Here is a 22658-nt window from a genome sequence, read left to right on the forward strand (position 1 = left end):
TTACTTCACTTTTATATAGAAATAAAAAATATTCTTGTTCTTAACCCCGTCATAGCAGGTCAAAGAGATCTTATGATAACGTTGTTTGATATTGAATTTTGTTCCGTCATGTTTGGTATATACTTCATCCCATTCATACAAGGCATTCAAGGGCACTGTTATCTTATATGTATAGTCGTATCCGGTTGTTCTTGAAACTTCGTCGACGGATATTTCGTCTTTCAAATTCCAGTCGGCATATTCCAGCCCCAGATAGGCAATGCCGCTTTCGTCTTTTATGAATGCTTTTATTTCCACATTTTCTCCCCGTGCCACTTCAAAGGTATCTCTGGCAATATCGGCCTGAGGAGAATAGTAGTCAACTCCTTCATTTAAATCCCGGTCGCAGGAACATATAAGCATGACTGTCAGTAGCATGCTTATGGCGGATGTTATTTTATGAAAACTCATGTTCATCGGTCTATTTAATTTGTTCTGATATTATATTCTTACCATCCCGGATTCTGATCCAGTTTGCTGTTCTTTTGAAGTTCCGACTGGGGAATCGGGTAATAGTTCATTTTCGGTTCAAACACCCGCTCTTCAACAACGAATGTCTCATACGAAGCTTTTTCATTTTCCATCGTAATTCTCATGCCGTGAATAGGTTGATTGAAATAGGTCTGTCCTTCTTCCCAACGGCGTACATCCCAAAAACGATGTTCTTCAAAAGCCAGTTCTACTCGTCTCTCATTCCTGATCCGTGCACGCATTTCTTCTTTGGATAAGTTCATGCGTATGTTCAGTTGGGGGATTTTGGCCCTCTTGCGTATCAGATTGACAGCATCGTATATGGACTGGTCCGGAGCATCCAGATATTCGTTCATCGCTTCGGCGTAGTTTAGCAGAATTTCCGCATATCGGAACAATATCCAGGGACGGCGGCGTTTCTGGTCTTTTGATAAGTCCAGATTCTGGTCGATGAACTTCCGCATATAGTATCCGGTTTTGGTTGCCGTAGGCGTCTTGTTCAGTCCGTCTTTTCCACCGACAAATGTTTCGATCGGAGTGCCGCTAAATTTTAATCCGTTGTAGGCAACTGAATATTCCATACGGGGATCGCGCCCTTTATACGGGTTCTCCGGATCATAACCGGAACGGGGATCATCGATCGGATATCCTTTCGTTGTTTCGTAAGCATCTACCAGTTCTTGAGTCGGGTTGGTATATCCTTTTCCGCCATAGCTAATCGGGTTATTGTATAATTCTACCTCATTTGAGTTGTCCGAACTCGTAGCAAAGAGAATCTCAATATTATAGGGAGTGGTAAAGACGGAGTAATAAGCACTCAGCAAACCGACTTGTGAAGGGTTCTTTACCTGTATATCCATTATCTCTTTGGCTGCGTCTGCCGCATCTTTCCAAAGTTGTTTATCTTCATCCGGATTGTTTAGTTTACTGGCTAAATAGAGTAATGCCCTCGATTTCAGTGCCAATGCAGACAGCCGGGTGGCGCGTCCATAGTCGGCAGATTCTTTTTTGAAATCATCTAAATAAGTGGTTGCATTTTCGCAATCCCGGACGATAAATTCTATAGCTTTTGCAAAGGTAGACTGCTTGATTGTTTTTGCCTCTTCTTCTGTCAGTACCTTATCGACCAGTTGAATGTTTGAGAAACGCTTGGCCAGCTCAAAATGATAAAAGGCTCTTAAAAACAGGGCTTCGCCCTTCATGCGTTTATAAGTGGCTTTGGTCTGTTCGTTTTTATCAATCAACCCTGCCTCTTTGATGGTTGTTTCCAGCTCCTGCAAAAACATATTCGTCTTGCGGATGCCGGCATACATCGTTTTCCAGATTTCTTCTTCCGGATTATAAAAAGGAGTGATGGCTCCATTGTTGTAGCTGTGTACCGCGGAGCCGGAATAAGAACAGATCGCTTCGTCTGAAGCACAGGCGAACATGGCGTGGTCCAGACGGTTGAAACCGTTAATCAGTTCCCGGTAGGTACTATTCAGAAATCCCTGGGCAAACCGTTCGTCAGTGAAGATGTCGTCTTTGTCCAGATTTGTATCTATATCCTTGTCCAGAATATCACATGACCCTAAAAACAAGGTTGATAAGATTAATAATTTAGATATGTATTTCATATGGCCCTAAATTTAAAATTTCATATTTATACCAATGTTGAAAGAACGCATCATAGGATACCCGGTAACGCCTGCATCTACTACTTCCGGGTCGAGGTTGTATTTACCTAATTTATCTATGCTAAGCAGATTTTGCCCATTGACATAAAGGCGGAGTTGCTTAATGTTCACTTTTCTCAAAACGGAAGAAGGTAACTGATACCCCAATTCCACATTGCTTAATCTCAGGAAGTTACCGTTTTTGATCCAAAATGAAGAAGAACGGTAGTTATTCAGATTGTTCTCTGTTGTCAGGCGTGGGAAGGTGGCATCCGATTCACGCACTCCTTTTTCCCAGGCTCCATAGGCCAGTGCTGTCACCTTATTATTATTTTGCAAAGCCCATACTGCCGCATTGTTCAGATAAACCGAACGGTTTGCTACTCCTGAAAGTACTGCAGAGAAATCAAATCCGGCATAATCTACTCCCAATGATAATCCCATGGTCACTTCCGGGACAGTCGGTTTCCCTATAGGTATTTCATCATAAGAGTTTATGTGATTATCCTCATCCGGATTCTGGTTCTTGTATTTTAAATCTCCGGGACGAATTTTATAGAAAGTGGAGATGGGGCTGTTTTTTATATCGTCTTCATTCATGTAAAAACCTAAGGCTTCCAATCCCCATAGCTGGGCTACGGATTTTCCGGTTCTCCTTTGATATTCCTTCAGACCTTCCACTTCATCCATTGCCAGAATCTTGTTTTTTGCCAATGAGACGTTTGCCTGAACAAAATAACCTACTTTGTTGATACGTTTTTGATGCATCAACGATACTTCCATACCCCGGTTGACTACCGTACCGATGTTCACATACGGGAATGGAGCACCGATGATCCAGGAGGAAGTATTCTGTTTCTCCGAAACGATATCCGAACGTTTATGCCAGAAGGCATCGACAGTGACTGATAAGCTCGAAAATAATTCCAGATCGATACCTACATTTAAATTCCGGGTCGTTTCCCATGTCAAATCGGGATTAGGCAAACGACCCTCCCAAGCTCCGTCACTCCAGGCAAAGCCACTACCGAAGATGTAACCGCCACTGGACTGATCAAAGCCCGACCAATGAGACTGATAGGCATAACGGTCAAAACCGGTTTTACAGTTTCCGGCTTCTCCATAGGAGGCTCTCAGTTTCAAATAATTCACCGCTTTGGTATTGAAGAAGGATTCATTGGATATGATCCACGCTCCGGCGATGCTTGGGAAAAAGCCGAAACGGTGTCCCGGTGCATATTCATCACTGCCGTCATAAGCGAAACTGATTTCACCGACATATCTTTTGTCAAAACAGTAAGTCAGTTTGCCATCGACTCCTTGACGCGCATAAGCGGGATTGTCACCCTGTACAAATAATTGAGACTGATAATAGCGGGCATCGGCATAGACTTCGTGTTTTCCAAAAATACGGTCATAAGAGAAACCTGCATTAAAGGCCAGTTGATATTGATAATAATCGTATAATTTCTCTTGAGCCAATGACAATTGTTTGTCTTCTCCGTACACAGAGTATGTATTATCTCTCTGTAGCTCATAAGTTGCATAATTGCTCGTTTTACCGGTACCATATCCCGATACTCCGTCAAAAGCAACCATGGCACGTACTCCCAATCCTTTTGTCACGATATCCAGTTTTTGTTTTGCCTGTGCTTTCACTTGCAATACTTTGTTTCTGTCTTTCCGGTATCCGGTGTGGGAAATCATTCCATAAGGATTTTGTCTGTATTGCGAAGTACCTGCTATTTTTCCATCCTCGTAAGTGATCGGCATGGCATTGGGAGCAATTGTAGACAATACATTGAAGATATCCGAAGAAGTGCTGTTAGGCATATTCTTGTCTTCTATTCTTCCGGCCAGGTCCAATGATACATCCAGCGACTTTGTGACGGCAGCATCGATATTCGAACGGATATTATACCGGTTGTAATTTACATTCGTATTAAATCCGGAATTTATATCGGTATATTTATAAAGCCCGTCTTTACCTAAGAAACTGAATAATACAAAATATTTGACCTGCTCCGTACCTCCCCGGACGGACACCTTATATTGCTGTTGGGGAGTGCTGTTTTTCAAAAAAGAAGAATACCAGTCTACGTCGGGAAATAAATAGGGGTTCTGAGTCCCGTCATAAATTCCCGGATTATATTTTTCGTCCGACGGTACCGGTAGTCCGTCGTTCTGTAATGCTTTGTTGTAAAGAGAGACATATTCACGGGAGGGCAAAAAATCCGGTAGCCGTGTAGGTTGTTGAAAGCCGTATTGAGCTGTCAGAGAAATCTCGGGTTTACCGATAATTCCTCTTTTGGTTGTTACAAATACGGTTCCGTTGGCTCCTCTCTGTCCGTATCGGGTATTGGCGGCACCATCTTTGAAAATGGAAATCGATTCTATCTCTTCAATATCCATCTGACTGATGTCCCGTTCTACGTCGTCTACTAAGAAGAGAGGTGAACGGAACTGTCCATATGTTCCGATACCGCGTATATAAATATCCGAGAGGCTGTTTCCCGGTTCGTCTCCCGTCTTGCGTAAGATCGTTAATCCGGAAGCTTTGCCGGTCAATGCATTCTCTAAATTGGAGGCCGATGCCTTATCCAGATCTGAATAACGGATTGTCGATACGGCCGATGTCTGCAAATACTTTTCGTTGCTTGTCTTATTTTTTATGGTATCCTGCACCGCTTTTTCACTCTTTTGCGAAAAAACCGGAAGGGAAAAACAAGCTATCGTAAGGGCCAGACATAAAAGTCTGAAAGATAAATGCCCGATAAAATATTTCATATTCTTACTTATTTTCAATTAATACTATTTACACATTCGAAAATGTATCATTAATAATTATTCCATCCGGGATTTTGCTGGTATAAGGGGTTTTTATCCATGTCACTCTTAGGAATAGGGTACAGATTCATTTTGTCCGTAAATATTCGGTCTTCGAAAACAACTTTGTTGTAGGTATAGCTATTGTCACTGTTCTTCGTGATTTCCATTTCGTACATCGGACCGTTGAAGTAAGTCTCCCCGTCTTTCCATCTGCGTACATCCCACCATCGGTGTTCTTCAAAGGCAAGTTCTATCGCCCGCTCATTCTTGATACGTTGCCGCATGGCGGTTTGAGACAGACCTTGGGGTAAAGCAGGCATGCCGCTTCTTTTACGGACAGCATTCACAGCATTGTACACTTCGGTAGAAGGAACAGGAAGGCTCTCATTCAACGCTTCTGCATAATTTAAATACATCTCGGCCAAGCGGAAGTAAATCCAGTTGTGATAAGCTTTATTGGATGATTTTTCATTCAAACTTTCCGGTAAATATTTGCGTACATAGTATCCGGTGCGGCATCTGTCTTTGGAAAGACGGTGTTTACCACCCATATACAGTTCTGCAGTGATTCCTTGCCATATACTTCCGTTGTAGATAACCGTTTTGTAAAAACGGGGATCTCTGTTCTTGTAGGGATCTTGTGCATCATAGCCCGAATCCTCATCCGTGATCGGTTTGCCGTTATTCATCTCGTATAAGTCTACAAAATTCTGTGTAGGAGCTACGGCACCTACTCCGCCGAATCCTTCGCCGGAAGGCGCCCAAACTTTTATCTCGCTGCTGGTGAAGCCAACAGGAACATTATTATACCAGAATATCACTTCTGAGTTCCCTTCATCGGGGCGCAGCAGGAATACTTTCTCATAGTCGGCTGCTCCGTTGCCACGATCGAACAGGCGATAGGCCGGGTTACCGTCTTCATCTTTCAAATTCAGTACATCTGCAGCCGCTTCATAAGCAAGCTTCCATTTTTCCGGATTCGTATTTTCTTTATCCCACAACGGGCTTGCTGCATATAAGAGCACCCGGGCTTTCAGTGCCATGGCAACTCCACGGGTAATGCGTCCCTGTTCGTTTTCATTTACTGTTACCGGCAATAGCCCGATAGCCTGTTTTAAGTCTTCCAAGATAGCGTTTACGCATTCCATGTAACTGTTTCGCGGTAAGCTGAGATTGTCATTCGGATACAAAAGTTTATCATTTAGAATGGGCATGCCGCCATATCGTTTGATGATTTCGTGGAAGAAGAAAGCACGCAGAAAAAGAGTTTCGCCTAATAATCTTTCTCTCATCTCTTGACTCGGGAAAGGAATGATGTCTTTCTTGGATAAGAAGACATTTGCTTTGCGGATACCTTCATAGTTGCGGGTCAACTGATTATCTACATCATCATACGAACCGACATTGAATGAATTGCTGGTATTCCAACCGAAACGTGATTCTGCTTCATCCGTAGCACAGGCTATAGGAGCCGGATCAAAACTTCCGAGCACATTGAAGCCTTTCAGTAGATTGGTGTAAATATCGGCTTGAAATTTATAGGCGGTTTCGTAATTGGTGAATATCTTGTTTTCGTCCAGATTTAAATCCGGTGCCCGGTCCAAATAGTCATCACAGCCGTAAAAGAGAATGGCTAACAGGCAGGAGAATATTTTATATGTTCTCATAATATCCTAAAAATTAATATTTAAACCAAAGTTATATGCTTTCATTGGCGGCATGTTTGCCGCTCTGTTGTCTCTGTTGTCCGGATCAAGATAAGGTTCTTTGGCCCAGGTTGCCAAGTTCAGAGCCGAGAAATAAATGCGGATTGTCTTTATAAAGGCTTTTTCCGTTATTTTTTTAGGAAGGGTATAGCCGATATCGAGATTCTTTAGCCGTATGTAACTTCCATCGGACAAAGTATAATCGGCGCCGGCTTCATTATTTTGGTATTTTCCGTACATTTGGGTGTATTTGGCATTTGCATCTCCCATTTCCGGAGTCCAATAAGACCAATGTTTATCGTACACGTTGTCTCCGTTGGAAAAGGCCCACATCGCTTCCCAATTCTTGTCGAAAGAGACGTGAGTGGAACCTTGAAACAGTACGCCGACATCAAATCCTTTATAGGATAAGGACAAGTTGATACCGTATTGTATCTCGGGTACCAACGGATAACCGGTCCTTATAAAATCGGCACGGTCGATTACTCCGTCACCATTGATATCCTTGTATTTCAGATCTCCCGGATGTACTTCTGTATTTCCTTCCAGAGCTAATTGGGAAGGACTTCTTTCTATATCGTCATAGTCTTGAAAATAACCCAAGGTGATCAGTTTCAAAGGGGTGTCGATGGGATATCCTTCCGGGCGCTGATAAGGTAAAACACCGAGAGGAGTACCCATATCGATCACTTTGTTTCTTGCAAAACTCATGTTTCCTTTGATGGAATATGAGAAATCGGGGCCGATGAAGCGGCTGTGATTTACTTCTAATTCCACTCCCTGATTTTGTACAATACCGATATTGGCCGGAGAGAATACGGTTCCCACGTAAGACGGCATTGTTTGTACCTGTGTCAGGATATCCGATCTCCTTTCATGGAAATAATCAATATTGAAAGTCAGGGCATTGTTGAAAAGGCCGGCCTCCAAACCGATATTCAATTTTCTGGAAGTTTCCCAAGAGACATCTTTGTTGGCTACACGTCCCTGGCGTATACCTTGAACGCGGTTGTCGCCAATACCGAATATATAGGAGTTGTCTGTGTTGCTGGTATCAACATATTCGTATTGTTGAAGATAAATGAACCGTGCTTCTGTGCTGGTATTGGCTACCGGGTCGTATGCCCAGACGCGATCATTACCGACCCAGCCTAAAGAACCTCTGATTTTCAGACTATTCATAATCTTGCTGATATTGGATTTTTTATAGAAAGGTTCATTTGAAATAACCCAGCCTAATGCAAAAGAGGGGAATAATCCGTAACGTTTTCCTTTGGCGAAGTTTTCCGAACCGTTATAGCCGAAGTTGACTTCTGCCAGATAACGGGTGTCGTATCCATAAACAAACCGTCCTACCATACCCTGGCTTGCGTATGGCAAATCGACGTTGTATCCATGAGACAGACGGTTAAATAATATAAGAGCACTTACGTTGTGTTTTCTGAAATCATGTTCATAGGTCAGTCCGCCTTCCAGATAAATTTTCCGGAAATTGTCTACATATTGCCAGTCCCAACGCAATGGACGATTTTCTCCGTGCATGATATAGGTGTCTGTTGGGTAGAGATATTGGTAGGTAGCAACCTCTTTCCGATAGATCTTTCCATGCTTACTGTCATCATCGTATGCCACTTGTCCTCTTATGGCAAGCCCGGGAAGAAGCCAACTCAATTTATAGGTAAGGTTGAGCCCCGCTTCCAGTACGTTCCGGTTTTCTTTGAACTCTCCGGAATCACGAATCAAGGCATGTATATTGGAGTAATCTTTGTCACCGCCATAAGAGCCGTCCATGTTGAAAGCCGGATATTTACGACCGGAGTTGGCTATTGCGGCATGGTATATATCCCAACTGCTATACTGCATGGAAGTGGGATAATGGCGGTCTTCAATGCGGGCGCCTATGTTGATCGAAGCACTCAAATCTTTCGTAATGTCGAAATCCAGATTCGACCGGAAGTTATATCGGTTGAAGTTGGTGATATTGTCTCCTTTGAATGGAGAATTCTGATTAAAAAAACCGCCGGAAACGAAATAACGCATCGATTTGGTACCCCCCCGCACATTCACATTGTATTGCTGTTGTATGGAACCGGATTTCATAATCTCATCCATCCAATCCACGTCCGGGTGGGTATAAGGAGAAACTTTCGTCCGATACTTCATTAAATCTGTTGCACTGTATTCTGCTTGCTGACCGCCATTATTCAGCATTTCATTGCGCAGCAGAGCAGAACGATAGGCATCCAACGGCTTATACAACCGAATAGGAACGTTTACTGCCACTTGTGAAGTAATGGATACTTCCGGTTTACCGACAACTCCTCTCTTGGTCGTTACGATGATAACGCCGTTCGCTCCTTTCACACCATAAACGGCCGTTGCCGAAGCATCTTTTAATATATTGATGCTTTCGATCTCATTAGGATCAATTTGTGCAAAGCTTTCACGGATAATTCCGTCTACTACAATCAAAGGTTTCGTGTTTTCATTGGCGAACGTTGCTTTACCGCGGATGTAGATATCTGCTTCGTCGCGTCCGATTTCACCGGAACTTTGAACGATTGTTACACCTGAAGCTTTACCGGCTAAAGATTGGGTCAGGTTGGACGCCGGGACCGTAGTCAGCGTTTTGCTTTTTACAGTTGAAATGGAACCTACCATTGATTCCTTTTTCTGCGTACCAAAAGCAACTACGACAACTTCATCCAAGGCTACGGCAGCATCTGTTCCTAACTCTATTTTCATCTTCTTTCCGAATACGGGAGTTACGGTCTGAGCTTCGAAACCGATATAGCTGATACTCAGTTGTACATCTTTTGCAGGCACTTTTAAAGAAAAGTTGCCATCCAAATCGGTTACAACACCGATTGTAGTACCTTTTACCAGAACAGTGGCACCGATTAGAGGTTCCCCATTATTTTTATCTAATACTATTCCTTTCACTACCAGGTCTTGTGCCGACACAAAGCATGGGCAAAGGAATAATAGAAGCAATATAGTATATCCTTTCATAATATTATATTTTAATGAATTCGTCTAAACTGATAGGTGTAGGTATGCAGTTCTTTATTTTTCTTGTCTAATTCCATCGCCTCTTCAGGAGTAGCGGGTGTAGGATCTTGTTCCATCTGGGAAAACATAACTGTTTTCTTACGTTCTCCTAAGAATGTTTTTATACGAAGTTCCATTTCATTCCCTTCTAAGTGGGTTATGGTGAAACGAACCAGCACTTGAGTATATCGATAAGAATTGTCGGATGAGTTTTTACCGGCTATTTTATCCATAGACATATTCAACCAGTCTTTGTCGGTTACAAGCCATGTTCCGGCATGTTCCTTTTCAAGGCAGGGATCAAACATCCTGTAAACTCCGTTTGCTTCGAACAGAATGGAGAGGTTTTCTTCTTTATCGGTACTGCACACTTCTCCGTTGTCATAGGCGGCAACTTGTTTCCAATATCCCGATAGTCCGCTTGCCAAATCTTCATCTTTCGAGCAGGAAGAGAAAATGAATAGTAGAAATACTAAACCTAATAGATATTTATTCATGGTATTTGGTGTTTATTGATGTGATTCTTTTAATCTCAGCTTGCCATCTTCAATAATAGTTTCGACCGTTTTATACGTTTTTATATAGGTGTCTAATTGCCCTGTTGCCGAATAAGTATAATATTTCAGGGTTAATCTGTTGGCTGTACGATCCTCCACGTAAAAGGTTACAGGCAATAAATCCGAAATATTCAGAATTCGGTTATTGCTTTCATAATTCCAGGCAGTTCTCAAATCTTTCGATTCACAAGGCAGGTAGAGGTAGCAAACATTTTTCTCTGTAAAATACAGTAATTCACCTTTTGCGCATTCATCCAGTTCCTGTTCTTCATCATTTGAGATTTGTGAAATCAGTTGCCATGATCCCGATAAATCGATATCGTTATCGGTCTCTTTATCGCAGGCAGTTCCTAAAAAGGAAATGAGTAATGCGCATAATAATGGGATTTTTTTCATTTTCATAATAATAAGATTTTTTACACGTCACAAAAATATTACAAAATATTATTTATATAGATTTTCCTGGTAACAACTCTTCTATTCAGTGTAACATCTGCTGATGATCAGCTAATCTTTCTCTATTTTCTTGTCGCTTTTAATGCGAAAGAACAATATAGCAGATAAGTAATGCAGAGTCCGATGATCATTAGTGAACCGTTAAAACTACCTACCCATTGTGAGAAAGCGGCCATTAATGGCGGGACAACTGCTCCTCCCGATATTCCCATAATCATCAGTCCGGAAAGCTCATTTGCGCTGTCGGGATACAATTGTAATGCCTTTGAGAAAATGATACTGAATACGTTGGCGCAGAAGAAACCGACAATCGCTATGATGGCTAACAGCAACTGGCTCTCGGAAACAAAAAGCATAAAGATAAATACACATAAAGTGATAATCATACTGATCCGTAGAAACTTGATGGAAGAGAAGCGTGCCAGAATGAATGTTCCCATAAATGCACCTACGGTGCGAAAAACGAAATACAGGCTAATGCCATAACCGGCTTCGTTCAGCTCCATGCTGCAACGTTCCATTAAAAAACCGGGTATCATGACATTTAAGCCGACGTCTACTCCTACAATAAAGAGGATCCCCAGGAACAATAATAGAATCGTTTTATCTTTCAATAGGATGAGATAGGGTTTGAATGACCATAACGTATTTTTTGTAGTTTCTTTGGGTATCGGTGTGAACAATAGCCAGCAACCGACAAACAGTGTTATTAGTGCAAAAACAGGAAACATATAAATCCAGTTTCCCAGAAAACCGGCTGCCCAAACTGCAATAATCGGTCCGGCAAAAGAGGATATGGCCTTAATAAACTGACCGGCAGTCAAACTGCTGGCCAATTTGTTTTCATCCATAATATTCATCAGTAACGGATTTAATGAAACCTGTAGAATCGTATTCCCGATGCCGAGCAATGCAAAAGCAATCAGACAAGATATGTAGGAGTAATCCAATAAGGGGAGTATCATAGCCAGAACGGTAAAGCCTAAACTAATAAGCACTGTATTTTTTCTTCCTACCCGGTTCATGAAAGCACCGAACGGAACAGAAAATACAAAGAACCAGATAAAGACCATTGAAGGTAAGAAGTTCTTTTGGGTTTCGGATAAGGAAAAGTCGGATTGCATATAGTTGGATGCTATGCCGACAAGATCACAGAATCCCATAACAAAAAAGCTTGCCAAAACCGGCAATAATGCTATTATTTGAGCGCGTTTCATATAATACGCCTCCTTCCGATGCCTGCTGTAATTGTGTAATTTCCCATGTTTTCAGATTTGTTTTTTGCAAACATAGGGCTTTTGTAGCTATAAAAGATTAACTACTGTAACATACTATATATATACTGTAACATCCCTTTCTGGGTACTCTATGGCGCAATTCTAAGCCTCTGATTCCTTTGCCGGAGTTTCATGGCGTTCTCTGAATTCGGTAGGAGATACCCCGAATTTTTTCACAAAACAAATATAAAAATAAGAAGGAGAGGAAAAGCCTAAGTCGTAGGTAATCTCCGTAATTGTTTTGTTTGTATTCAGCAACTCCTTTTTTGCATTCTCCAACCGGACAGTTCTGATAAAGTCTCCGGAAGAGAGACCGACCAATGCTTTTAGTTTTCGGTGAAGATTCATGCGGCTCATTCCTACATAGTTTGCGATACTTTCTCCCTTGATATCCGGATCGGATATATTTTCATTGATATAATTAATAATCTTTTGTATCAGCATATCGTCACCGGACATTGCAGGCGCTGTTTCTGCGTCTGGTTTCTTACCGGACACAAGCGCTACTTTCTTCATGAATTTCTCTTTGACAACTTCTTGGTATCTGATCAGTTGCTCGATGCGGATTCGAAGATGACGGATATCAAACGGTTTCGGTATGTAAGAGTTGGCACCCACTTCCAGCCCGGCCAAGCGGTCTTCATGAGTTTCTTTTGCCGTCAGCAGGATTATCGGAATATGAGAAGTGTTTATATTCGACTTTATTTTTTCGCAAAGCTCTATACCGTCCATATTGGGCATGATGATATCACTGATAATTAAATCCGGAATAGAGTTTAAGGCACTCTTGAATCCTTCTATGCCGTCGGCAGCCGTATATACTTCATATTCTTCGTGTAGTTCCATTGCAAGAAAGTCACGAATTTCGGATTCATCATCTACTACCAGAATCTTATATTTCTTAGTCGTTTCATTCTTTTCATCTGTCTTTTCCTCAATCACTTCTGTGTTTTCCTGTAAGGCTTCTTTGACAAATGTAACATAAGAATCGTCTTTCTCTTTAATATCGGCTATTTCTTCTTTGGAATAATTGGCCTTATCGAACGGGACGACAATGGTGAACCTGGAACCGACATTCAATTCACTCTCAACAGAAATATGGCCTTTATGTAATTCAACCAAAGACTTTACCAAGTACAATCCGATGCCTGAACCCGGATATACAATATTTTTGTCATTCAATTCAACTTGATAAAAACAATCAAATATTTTTTTCAAATCTTTTTTGTCGATACCGATACCTGTATCCGAGATCTCAATATGTAATAAGTCTCCTATATCAGTTTGCTCCACAAAGACATTCATTACGATCTCGTCATAATCCTTCACGTATTTAAAGGCGTTAGAGAGGATATTATACACAATTTTATCCATAAATTTGGGAGATACCCATCCAACCAACCGTTCCGCGCTTGTGTTAAAAACGAAATTTATGTTTTTGTCTTCTATTACTCCTTCAAAAGTATCTGCTATTTCCTTAAAGAAAGAAACTACATCCATTTCTTTCACCTTGAGTTTCAATTGGCCATAATCGATTTTCCGAATATCGATCACTTCGTTCACATTTTTGATCACACGCATTGTGTTCCTTTTGATAAGAGACAATAAATATCTCTTTTTGCTATCTGTTTCTCCAAGTAATAGTTTCTCCAACGGTGCCAGAATAAGGGTAAGCGGATTTTTCAATTCATGCGAAGCATTGGTGAAGAATTGTAATTTGGCCTGATACAGTTCTTTTTGTTTCTGCTTCTCCAGACGTTCATAGTTTATTTTATCACGGACTCTGATTTTCATCATAGCAATGTTCCAGCACATGTACAATATGATTAATAACAGGACAAAATAGATGATATAGGCCCACCACGTTTGCCAGAAAGGTGGTTTCACGAGGATATATAATGTACGTACATTGTCTTTGTCGAAATTTCCCGAAGGAGAAGAGGCCATCACCATAAAGCAATAGTTGCCGGGTTTCAAATTCCGGTAGGTGACGGAACGCATGGAGCCCACTTTGTTCCATTCTGTATCTACTCCTTTTAAGAAATAGGCATATTGAATGCGTTCCGGAGAAGAATAATTGATACCTAAATATTCGATTGTAAAGACCGATTCATCGTAATTCAGTTCTATTCTATCGGTAGAATTTATATTTTTGACTAAAGGAGATTTCGGGTTCTGTTCACTTCTGATTGTAACATGCTGATTAAATAACAGGAAATCGGTAAAGACAACAGAAGCCGGGGTTTTGTCTTTTGTGATAATGGAAGGATCGAAAATGTTCATACCTTCCGTACCGCCTAAAGCGATTACACCCGATCTCATGATTAGTCCCGAATTTTTCAGGAAACTGCCGGGTTGAACTCCGTCAGATGCACTATAGGAATCAAGTTCCTTGGTTTCTAAAGACATTTTTACGATATCTTTGTTGGTACCCATCCACAGATCATCGCCTACCAATATCAACTCTCGTACTATGGAACTGTTTAGACCGTTTGCTTGTCCGTATATGGTTAAAGAGTCGTTCTTTATTGTATACTCCCATAAGCCTTGCCCTTCTGTACCGATCCACATGTTTCCTCGTTTATCAAACAAGAATGAATTCACCAATACGTTTTTTAACCTGGAGCTAAACGGTTCCACATTTCCGGTTTTATAATCGTACTTGTACAAGCCGCCAAAAGTACCGATAATCAGGTAATCATTATATTCTTGCAGTGCGGTGATATGATTCCATTTGAGGGGTTCAATCACATGGAAAGAGTTCTGCTTCTTATTAAAGTAAGAGAGTCCGGCGCGCTGTCCCACCCAAATGTTTTTTCTGGAATCTTCATACAAACAGCTCAAATCGCTATGCATAAGTGAATGGGGATCATCTTTCTGATGGGTATAGTGAATGAACTGCTTGGTCCCATCTTTCATTCTATTCAGAACGCAATCATAGGTACCGATCCACAGATCATTGTCCGAATCAATCAATGAACATAAAGTTGCATCATCGCTTAAATTATATCCTTGGGTTTTAGACGTAATTTCTTTAAACGTATTATTCCGGATATCCCAATAGTTAATACCACCGCCGTCGGTAGTAATCCAAAGATTGCCGTACTTGTCTTCGCTGAAAGAGGAAACATGTTTGTAAGACAAACTATTGGTCAAAAGGATATCGCTTGTGATATAATTAAATTTTTGTTTACGCTGATTTACAAAATTTATTCCTCCGCCATAAGTACCGATCCATAGATTGTCATTCTTATCGCTTAGTACCGATCGGATTGTCTTGTAGGATAGTCCGGTTTCCGTCTCCGATTCATAGTAGAATTTGGTGTCTGCTTTTTTTATTTCCTCATCACTCTCCTTTAGCTTAATGGAACATAGAAAATACTCTGTTCCAATCCATAACTGTCCCAACCGATTTTCCTCTATACAATTTACCTTCGCATTTTTCAGTTCATCCAATTCGATTAGTTCCGGCTCTTTTTCCCTTTTACAAAGCGCATTAATCCTTTCCAGGTCCCTACCCAGGTGTCCCCATAAGAATCCCGAAAAATAGCTTCTATCTGGCTATCCGGGAAATTACGATTCTGTACACTATAATTGGTCACCGAACGTGTGTTTAAATGTACAATATCCAGTCCTCCAAAATGGGTACCTATATATAATAAACCCTCAGGTGATTCATACAGGCTCAGAACACGATCGTCGGATGCTTGATAATAAAGGCGGTTGAAGGATTCTGTCTCCGGGTCGAAAGAGTATACGCCATTTCCATAAGTTCCTATCCATAAACCTCCCTCTTTTCTTTTTATGATTGAATGAACGGAGTATAAATTGTTTTCGGACTGAAGTGCGTTGTTCTTTAAGATTTTATAGGTATCGGTTTCTACATCATACATCAATAGCCCGAAATTTGTACCGATATAGATACGGTTTTCATCACAATATATTTTAAGGGCCTGTTGGTTTGTAAAATCCAAGGAGTTTTCAAAAGCCCACCTGTAATTTTTAAAGGCAATACCGTCAAAGCGGCAGAAACCTTCATCCGTAGCACACCAAATATAGCCGTCCTTATCCTGTTTTATATCAAATACTTTACTACTGGATAATCCATCTTGTATACCAAATTTCTCAAAACGCTCATGAGCAAAGTAAGTTGGATTTGCATTCACAAACAATGAACTGCATAGGAGAAAGAAGTAAAATATAACCCGGTACATCATGTTCTTATTCAGTTTTTTAATAATAGTTTGTTAATCTGTGAGTTAACATATAAAAATTAAGTCATGTACTGATAGCTTGCTGAATTTAAGGTTTCTATATTTTTAATTCATATGAAATAATACAGAACCTGACTTATCTTTTGAAATAATAAAAAAGCATTTTGAATAAATTAAGGGCGAAGATAAGCAAATGGTATGAGAAATTTATATTTGAGGGGGGACTTTTATATTCGAATGCTTCTTAGGAGGTGTTGGTTGTGATAGGAGAATGAAATGTTATTTGTAATTATTTGTTGTTTTATATTCTTGTTTCACAAATCAAAATATAATAATTTGCTTAAGAAAATATTTTATAAATTGACATGTTTGTATTTTGTTGATTATTAAATTGTTACAGAATTGTATTTTCTCTCTACGAGGATTGGCTTGTTTCTCTACGGGACTCGCTCTGTTCCTCTACGAGAAACGGTGTATTTGACGTAGAGGAAAAATGGTGTTGTTTGTAAATTGCAACAAATGGGTTATGGGAGTTATGTAATTCTTTTGGGTGTTGTAAAAAAAATGAACCATTATACACATCTCTCTTTACTTCTGTTCCTGATTAAAGATATGTAGTAGACGGTTGATTCATATTGGTTCAAGTTTCGAATAATTTGCCAATATGTTGATTTGCCAATGTGCCAATATCATGCGGTATACAGCGTGGCCAATTGGCACATTGGTAAATTAGCTCATTATTATTTATTATAGTTTGAGAATAAGAGCCGTTGTATAGGCTATATAGCACAGTATCATAATCCCTCCTTCAATTCGTGTGATTGTACGTTTAGCAAAGAATAGTCCGAACAGCCAGAGCAGTATTCCTGACCCGACGAGAACCCATAGATCGAAGTTGGTGATGCCGCTCAAAGTCAATGGAGTGATGGAAGCACTACATCCAAGTACAAAGAAGATATTAAATAGGTTACTGCCGATCACGTTTCCAATCGCTATTTCCGGGTTCTTCTTCAATGCGGCTACGATCGAAGTGGCCAGTTCGGGCAGGGAAGTTCCCCCGGCCACTAAAGTAAGTCCGATAATCGATTCGCTTACACCCAGGCTGCGGGCAATATTGCTGGCTCCTTCCACAAACCATTGCCCGCCGAAAATCAGTCCGGCAAGACCACCTATAATATAGAGGATGGAACGCCACATAGGCAACTGACGGATTTCTTCATCCTGGCTTTCATTGTTGCCGCTCGATGCAATGGCAAATGTATATCCCAAAAAAATAGCAAAAAAACATAGCAGCAACAATCCGTCGGTGATGCTGATGACATTTTCTGTGGCATGGTTCAGCAATATGTCGTTGGCACAGATCAGCAATACGATGGATGAAAGTATACAAAGGGGAATTTCTTTCCTTAATGTATTCCGGGTAATAACGATGGGGGCGAATAATGCGGTACAGCCTACTATCATTAATGTATTGAAGATATTGCTTCCCACTACATTTCCGATAGCGATATCTGCGCTTCCTTTCAGGGCGGAAGAGACGCTGACTGCGAGCTCCGGGGCGGATGTACCGAATGCGACAATGGTAAGTCCGATAACGATAGAAGGAATACGGAATCGTTTGGCAACGGATGCGGCACCGTCTGTCAGTCCGTTGGCACCTATCAGGATGAGGAGGAGGCCTCCGACAAGAAGTAATATATCCATATGGCTTTTAGATTTTTGCGCAAATATAATGATTCTACTTTGATGATATATCAAAAACATTGTGTATGTTTGGTGCATCTTTTTAAATTATGCTGTCCGTGAATGGAGGTAACTAAGTCGTTTTGTATGAAAAAGAACCGTTTGTTTTGTCTTTTTATCTTATTAGTATTGGTCGGTGGGGTATCGGCTCAGTTAGTAGAGAAAGTCCGTGAATTCCTTGCCGAAGAAGATACGATGAAGACTGTTCCTGTCATACGAACAGACTCGGATTCATTAAATATAGCCAAGATGCGCGAGGAGTTGGAAGCTGCACGGTTGAATGAAGCCAATATGCGGATGGAGATGGAACAAATGAAATTGCGGGCATATGCTGCCGATTCCGTAAAACTGGCTTTACAGAGGTTGCGTATCGATTCATTGCGTAAATTTACTCCGGGTGTTCCTGTAGTAGTGGAAGGAGACACGCTTTTCTATATATTTGCCAAACGTGGCGGTCATACTCCCCAACAGCGAGCGGAAATGAATGCTGCGGCTATCACCGAGTTAGGTAAACGATTCAATTTGCAGCCGGACTCTTTATATTTGGAAAGCAGTGATATCGTTACCGATCTGATGTATGGAAATAAAGTACTTGCCTCATTTACCGATCAAGATGGTTTGTGGGAAGGGCGTACACGCGACCAGCTCGCTGCCGATAAACGTCAGGTAGTAGTGCACAAACTGAAAGAGATGAAAGAAGAGCACGGGTTGTGGCAATTGGGCAAACGGATTCTCTATTTCATTTTGGTATTGGTCGGGCAATTTTTATTATTTAAGGGAACTACTTGGCTGTTCCGGAAACTGAAAGTGCGTATTCAAAAGCTTAAGGACACGAAATTGAAGCCTATTTCTATTCAGGATTATGAGTTGCTGGATACTCAGAAACAGGTAAATCTGCTTATATTCTTATCAAATCTGCTTCGCTATGTTTTCATGCTGTTGCAGTTGTTGCTTACCGTACCGTTATTATTCTCTATTTTCCCGCAGACAAAGAATCTTGCTTATCAGATATTCTCATATATATGGAATCCTGTAAAAACTATATTCAGCGGTGTAATAGAGTATATTCCGAACCTGTTTACGATCTTTGTCATATGGTATGCAGTGAAATACCTGGTGCGGTTTGTGCATTATCTGGCTACGGAAGTACAATCTGAAAGACTGAAATTGAACGGTTTTTATCCGGATTGGGCCATGCCTACTTATCATATTGTACGCTTTTTACTATATGCCTTTATGATTGCGATGATCTATCCCTATCTTCCGGGGTCTGATTCAGGTGTTTTTCAAGGTATTTCGGTTTTTGTCGGTTTGATTGTTTCTTTGGGATCGAGTACTGTTATCGGAAATATCATTGCAGGATTGGTTATTACTTATATGCGTCCGTTTAAATTGGGTGACCGTATCAAACTGAACGATACTACTGGAAATGTTATTGAAAAGACTCCTCTCGTGACACGTATAAAAACGCCGAAAAACGAACTGGTTACCATTCCGAATGCTTTTATCATGTCGTCACATACCGTGAACTACAGCGCATCGGCGCGTACATACGGATTGATCATCCATGTAGAAGTAAGTATCGGCTATGATGTTCCTTGGCGTAAAGTACATGCGCTGCTGTTGAAAGCAGCCAAAGCAACTTCGGGTGTGATGGCCGATCCGGAACCTTTTGTACTTGAAACAGAGCTACAGGATTGGTATCCGGTGTACCAGATTAATGCCTATATAAAAGAGGCCGATCAGTTGACGCAAATTTATTCTAACCTGTATCAAAGTATTCAGGATGTGTTTACAGAAGCGGATATCGAGATAATGTCTCCACATTATATGGCTGTGCGGGATGGGAATGAGACAACTATACCCAAAGCTGGTGTAAAACCGGAAGATACGAAAGAGGGCATCCCTTGCTGATGCGTTACAAAAGTAAGGGAACGGTATTTCGTGTCTTTTACGAAATGTTTACCGGAAAGTGACAAATGTGATACATTGGAGTTACGAATTAGAAGATACTTTGCTGCATCTTATCAGTACTTTCTGATCATTGGATAAGGTGGTGGCAAACAGATAGGTCCCGCCTCCATCAGACAATTTAGTACGTTTCCGGATTTCTGCTACTGTAGCCGGAAAATTCCGAACGGTAATATTTGCTTTCTTGATATCCCCGATACATTCTTTGATCTCTTTTTTGTTGAAGGAACATTGCCCCGTCACCTGAAAAACTCTTCCGGGAAATTCTTTTATCCATTCGTCGGAGGTATACAGATGGCTATTGGGGTGTAGCTTTCTCGTATGATACGAAGCGGCGATGCTGCGGAAAGCACCTGCTTTAAGAATGGATGCATTGGGCTCGTACAAGTATGTGCCTACTTTCTCTGTATAAGTGCATTCCGCTCTTGCTTCTTCTTCACGGGTGAAAACAAAGCTCTGTTTTTCTTTGGATGTGAGATTGATGCAATGGATCGGTATCTGATGTGTGGGAGGGGTATCTCCGATAATTAGCAAAAGCTCTTTGCAATCATTGTTTACAGAAATAACATGTGCTTCCTGTGTATGTTTCATTGTTTTTAATGCCAGGCTGAGATCGAGCATCGGGGATAGTTTTATCATGATTCGGTTGGCCTTGGATAACAAAAGTTCTTCCAGTTTTGCTACGTCCGGTTCACAATCTGATATGGCAACAGTTTTTCCTCCGTGTTCGTTTCTTCGTGCCGGGTCGATGAAAATACAATCTTCCCGATTCATTTGCTGTAAGTGGGTTACGGCATCTTCATTGTATATTGTAATGTGATTCAGGCCCAGCAGGGGAAAGTTGTGCGAAGCGATTTCACAGAGTTCTTCCTGGCGTTCTACATACGATATATGTTTGAATTTAGTAGCCAGAAAAGCACAATCGATCCCCAAACCGCCTGTTAGATCGGTGAGCGTATTTCCATTTAACAAAGAGGCTTTGTAGAGTGCTGTTGTTTCGGAAGAGCATTGTTCCATTGAAAGATGACGAGGATATAAAATCCCTTCGATGGCTGCCCACGAAGGAATTTTATTGGCAGCTGCTTGTTTGCCCGCTATTTGCAGAATAGCGGCCGGCATGTCTACATCAGGATATTTCGGGGTTTGTAAAGCTAATGCATGTATATCCTCATGAGCGTGATCGCGGATAAAGTCAAGGGTTTGTCGGGAGAGTGTCATGGGTTGGAATGTTTTCTATTCGTTTATATCTTTGTTTGGCTTCTTCTCTGCTACAACGGTTGAAGTGCCACCATTCGCTGTTTAGTGCCCGGAATCCGGCATCTTTCATTACTTGCCGTAGTAAAAGGCGGTTCTGATAGGCCTCTTTACTGATTCTTCCGCTTTTTACCAGTTCTACCTCATGAGTGATATGTGCTTCGATACCTAAATGGTCGACTTCTGTGCCCATGGGGAGTGCCTCTCCATTTTCATTGACGATACTGACGTCTACTGCCAAACCGTAATTATGCAATCCGCCTCCACGGCCGGGATTGGATACATAAATGCTTTTTGATGTGCCTTTCACTATATTCCACATTTTCTGCTGAACGGACATAGGTCGTGCTGCATCATATACGATCAGGGAGTATTCCGGATATTTTTCTTTCAGAAGTCGTTGTGCACGGATGAGGGATGTCAGAGCATCGGGATGTAAGTAAGCCTCTTTCAGATCATCGTAAAGTAATTGACCGGTAAAGTTATCTGCGGTGGCATACATGAGTTTAACAATTATGCTGCTATCTGCGCTTTGCACGTCTTTTAATCCGAGTGAATCCAGATAAAGGGCGGTCCGGCTCTTGGCTATGGTGGGAGAGGGAATTTTCGTAGCAGTTATCGGGTCTTTAAGAAGGGGGACAATGCTTTCTTCCTGTACCGGTTTCTTTTCGGCACCGCAGGCTGCCATTAACGGGAAAAAGATTATGTATATCCACTTCACATTTCTCATGTTGCTAATAAATATCCATTTATTTCATTGATCCCTTTAATTTACTATTCTTAATCTTATGTTTTTATAGTCCGTACGTTGACACAATGTTCAATCAGTGAAACAATAGTGAAACGAATGTCTTAAGAGTGTATAAAAACAGCAAGAACGACGGATTTTATCAGAAAGGGATATAAAAAGAAAAAGGCTGACTCCCAACGGGATACAGCCTTTTCTTTTGTGGACCAGCCTGGGCTTGAACCAGGGACCTCCAGATTATGAGTCTGTTGCTCTAACCAACTGAGCTACAAGTCCGGGATTCAATTTCTTGAATGCGGTGACAAAAGTAGGCCTTTTCTTCGAAATATGCAAGCTTTTAGAGTAAAAAACTTCTTATTCTTCTCAATACTTCAAAACTTATAGGTGCGTTTGGGATTCTTGGGAAACCAGCCTTTTTTAACCCGCTCTTCCTGTTCGAAGACCTCTTTGATAGTCCAGAAAGAAGAAAAAGCGAATACACCCAATAGCGAAGAGACAAGAATATTGTCTACGCTTAGTGAAGCGGCTATACCACCTATCCCCAATACCAAAAAAATCCACCAGCATTTAGTACCCCAATAATATTCGGCTTTTACCACGATAGGGTGGAAAAGGCCGATTATCAAAAATGTGCAAATTCCGATCAATAGTCCTGCCAGATGATATTCATTTAAGAATTCCATTGGC

General features: G+C 41.1%; 15 protein-coding genes and 1 tRNA gene. 1 reads left to right on the plus strand and 15 read right to left on the minus strand.

Annotated elements, in window-relative coordinates; genetic code table 11:
* The 11 genes from HMPREF1532_RS09610 to HMPREF1532_RS09660 form a co-directional block, all read right to left on the minus strand.
* A complete protein-coding gene (locus tag HMPREF1532_RS09610; protein WP_240060397.1) occupies window positions 1-456 on the minus strand; it encodes a hypothetical protein in 456 nt (151 codons plus the stop codon).
* A 32-nt stretch (window positions 457-488) separates the two neighbouring features.
* A complete protein-coding gene (locus HMPREF1532_RS09615; RefSeq protein ID WP_005928320.1) occupies window positions 489-2126 on the minus strand; it encodes a RagB/SusD family nutrient uptake outer membrane protein in 1638 nt (545 codons plus the stop codon).
* 12 nt (window positions 2127-2138) lie between these two features.
* Window positions 2139-4952 (minus strand): SusC/RagA family TonB-linked outer membrane protein, encoded by a 2814-nt coding sequence (locus HMPREF1532_RS09620; protein WP_005928323.1) that lies wholly within the window; start codon window positions 4950-4952, stop codon window positions 2139-2141.
* A gap of 50 nt (window positions 4953-5002) precedes the next feature.
* Entirely contained in the window at window positions 5003-6661 is a 1659-nt protein-coding gene (locus tag HMPREF1532_RS09625; RefSeq protein ID WP_005928326.1) for a RagB/SusD family nutrient uptake outer membrane protein, read from the minus strand.
* A gap of 6 nt (window positions 6662-6667) precedes the next feature.
* The gene (locus HMPREF1532_RS09630; RefSeq protein ID WP_005928330.1) at window positions 6668-9712 is read right to left on the minus strand and encodes a SusC/RagA family TonB-linked outer membrane protein; all 3045 of its coding nucleotides are present in this window, start codon (window positions 9710-9712) and stop codon (window positions 6668-6670) included.
* An 11-nt stretch (window positions 9713-9723) separates the two neighbouring features.
* The gene (locus tag HMPREF1532_RS09635; RefSeq protein WP_005928333.1) at window positions 9724-10248 is read right to left on the minus strand and encodes a hypothetical protein; all 525 of its coding nucleotides are present in this window, start codon (window positions 10246-10248) and stop codon (window positions 9724-9726) included.
* A 12-nt stretch (window positions 10249-10260) separates the two neighbouring features.
* Complete coding sequence (locus HMPREF1532_RS09640) at window positions 10261-10710, minus strand: hypothetical protein (RefSeq protein ID WP_005928336.1); 450 nt, start codon at window positions 10708-10710, stop codon at window positions 10261-10263.
* A gap of 116 nt (window positions 10711-10826) precedes the next feature.
* A complete protein-coding gene (locus HMPREF1532_RS09645; RefSeq protein ID WP_005928339.1) occupies window positions 10827-11981 on the minus strand; it encodes an MFS transporter in 1155 nt (384 codons plus the stop codon).
* 162 nt (window positions 11982-12143) lie between these two features.
* On the minus strand, window positions 12144-15497 hold the full coding sequence (locus HMPREF1532_RS09650) for a two-component regulator propeller domain-containing protein (protein WP_005928342.1): 3354 nt from the start codon (window positions 15495-15497) through the stop codon (window positions 12144-12146).
* A 5-nt stretch (window positions 15498-15502) separates the two neighbouring features.
* Entirely contained in the window at window positions 15503-16207 is a 705-nt protein-coding gene (locus HMPREF1532_RS09655) for a ligand-binding sensor domain-containing protein (protein WP_167556082.1), read from the minus strand.
* A 795-nt stretch (window positions 16208-17002) separates the two neighbouring features.
* The gene (locus HMPREF1532_RS09660) at window positions 17003-17959 is read right to left on the minus strand and encodes a calcium/sodium antiporter (protein WP_005928348.1); all 957 of its coding nucleotides are present in this window, start codon (window positions 17957-17959) and stop codon (window positions 17003-17005) included.
* A gap of 126 nt (window positions 17960-18085) precedes the next feature.
* On the opposite strand from HMPREF1532_RS09660, the gene HMPREF1532_RS09665 reads away from it, so the two are divergent.
* The gene (locus tag HMPREF1532_RS09665) at window positions 18086-19912 is read left to right on the plus strand and encodes a mechanosensitive ion channel family protein (protein ID WP_025818987.1); all 1827 of its coding nucleotides are present in this window, start codon (window positions 18086-18088) and stop codon (window positions 19910-19912) included.
* A gap of 81 nt (window positions 19913-19993) precedes the next feature.
* On the opposite strand, the gene HMPREF1532_RS09670 is transcribed toward HMPREF1532_RS09665, so the two are convergent.
* From HMPREF1532_RS09670 to HMPREF1532_RS09685, 4 genes are all read right to left on the minus strand, one after another.
* Window positions 19994-21187, minus strand: coding sequence for a THUMP-like domain-containing protein (locus HMPREF1532_RS09670; RefSeq protein WP_005928352.1), 1194 nt, complete (start codon window positions 21185-21187; stop codon window positions 19994-19996).
* Window positions 21162-21911 carry a M15 family metallopeptidase gene (locus HMPREF1532_RS09675; RefSeq protein ID WP_005928354.1) on the minus strand — a complete coding sequence of 250 codons (750 nt, stop codon included), beginning with the start codon at window positions 21909-21911 and terminating at the stop codon, window positions 21162-21164. Before HMPREF1532_RS09675 ends, HMPREF1532_RS09670 begins: the two co-directional genes overlap by 26 nt.
* Window positions 21912-22173: 262 nt before the next feature.
* Window positions 22174-22247: transfer RNA gene (locus HMPREF1532_RS09680), tRNA-Ile, on the minus strand.
* Between the two features lie 95 nt (window positions 22248-22342).
* On the minus strand, window positions 22343-22654 hold the full coding sequence (locus tag HMPREF1532_RS09685; RefSeq protein WP_005928356.1) for a DUF4491 family protein: 312 nt from the start codon (window positions 22652-22654) through the stop codon (window positions 22343-22345).
* Window positions 22655-22658 lie beyond the last annotated feature (4 nt).

The organism is Bacteroides salyersiae WAL 10018 = DSM 18765 = JCM 12988, from assembly GCF_000381365.1.
In the GTDB taxonomy this organism is placed as follows: domain Bacteria; phylum Bacteroidota; class Bacteroidia; order Bacteroidales; family Bacteroidaceae; genus Bacteroides; species Bacteroides salyersiae.

What these genes read in the sequence shown, in the direction of transcription:
- HMPREF1532_RS09610 (WP_240060397.1), bottom strand. Translation starts at nt 456, where the DNA reads ATGAACATGAGTTTTCATAAAATAACATCCGCCATAAGCATGCTACTG.
- HMPREF1532_RS09615 (WP_005928320.1), bottom strand. Translation starts at nt 2,126, where the DNA reads ATGAAATACATATCTAAATTATTAATCTTATCAACCTTGTTTTTAGGG.
- HMPREF1532_RS09620 (WP_005928323.1), bottom strand. Translation starts at nt 4,952, where the DNA reads ATGAAATATTTTATCGGGCATTTATCTTTCAGACTTTTATGTCTGGCC.
- HMPREF1532_RS09625 (WP_005928326.1), bottom strand. Translation starts at nt 6,661, where the DNA reads ATGAGAACATATAAAATATTCTCCTGCCTGTTAGCCATTCTCTTTTAC.
- HMPREF1532_RS09630 (WP_005928330.1), bottom strand. Translation starts at nt 9,712, where the DNA reads ATGAAAGGATATACTATATTGCTTCTATTATTCCTTTGCCCATGCTTT.
- HMPREF1532_RS09635 (WP_005928333.1), bottom strand. Translation starts at nt 10,248, where the DNA reads ATGAATAAATATCTATTAGGTTTAGTATTTCTACTATTCATTTTCTCT.
- HMPREF1532_RS09640 (WP_005928336.1), bottom strand. Translation starts at nt 10,710, where the DNA reads ATGAAAATGAAAAAAATCCCATTATTATGCGCATTACTCATTTCCTTT.
- HMPREF1532_RS09645 (WP_005928339.1), bottom strand. Translation starts at nt 11,981, where the DNA reads ATGAAACGCGCTCAAATAATAGCATTATTGCCGGTTTTGGCAAGCTTT.
- HMPREF1532_RS09660 (WP_005928348.1), bottom strand. Translation starts at nt 17,959, where the DNA reads ATGGATATATTACTTCTTGTCGGAGGCCTCCTCCTCATCCTGATAGGT.
- HMPREF1532_RS09665 (WP_025818987.1), top strand. Translation starts at nt 18,086, where the DNA reads ATGAAAAAGAACCGTTTGTTTTGTCTTTTTATCTTATTAGTATTGGTC.
- HMPREF1532_RS09670 (WP_005928352.1), bottom strand. Translation starts at nt 21,187, where the DNA reads ATGACACTCTCCCGACAAACCCTTGACTTTATCCGCGATCACGCTCAT.
- HMPREF1532_RS09675 (WP_005928354.1), bottom strand. Translation starts at nt 21,911, where the DNA reads ATGGCAGCCTGCGGTGCCGAAAAGAAACCGGTACAGGAAGAAAGCATT.
- HMPREF1532_RS09685 (WP_005928356.1), bottom strand. Translation starts at nt 22,654, where the DNA reads ATGGAATTCTTAAATGAATATCATCTGGCAGGACTATTGATCGGAATT.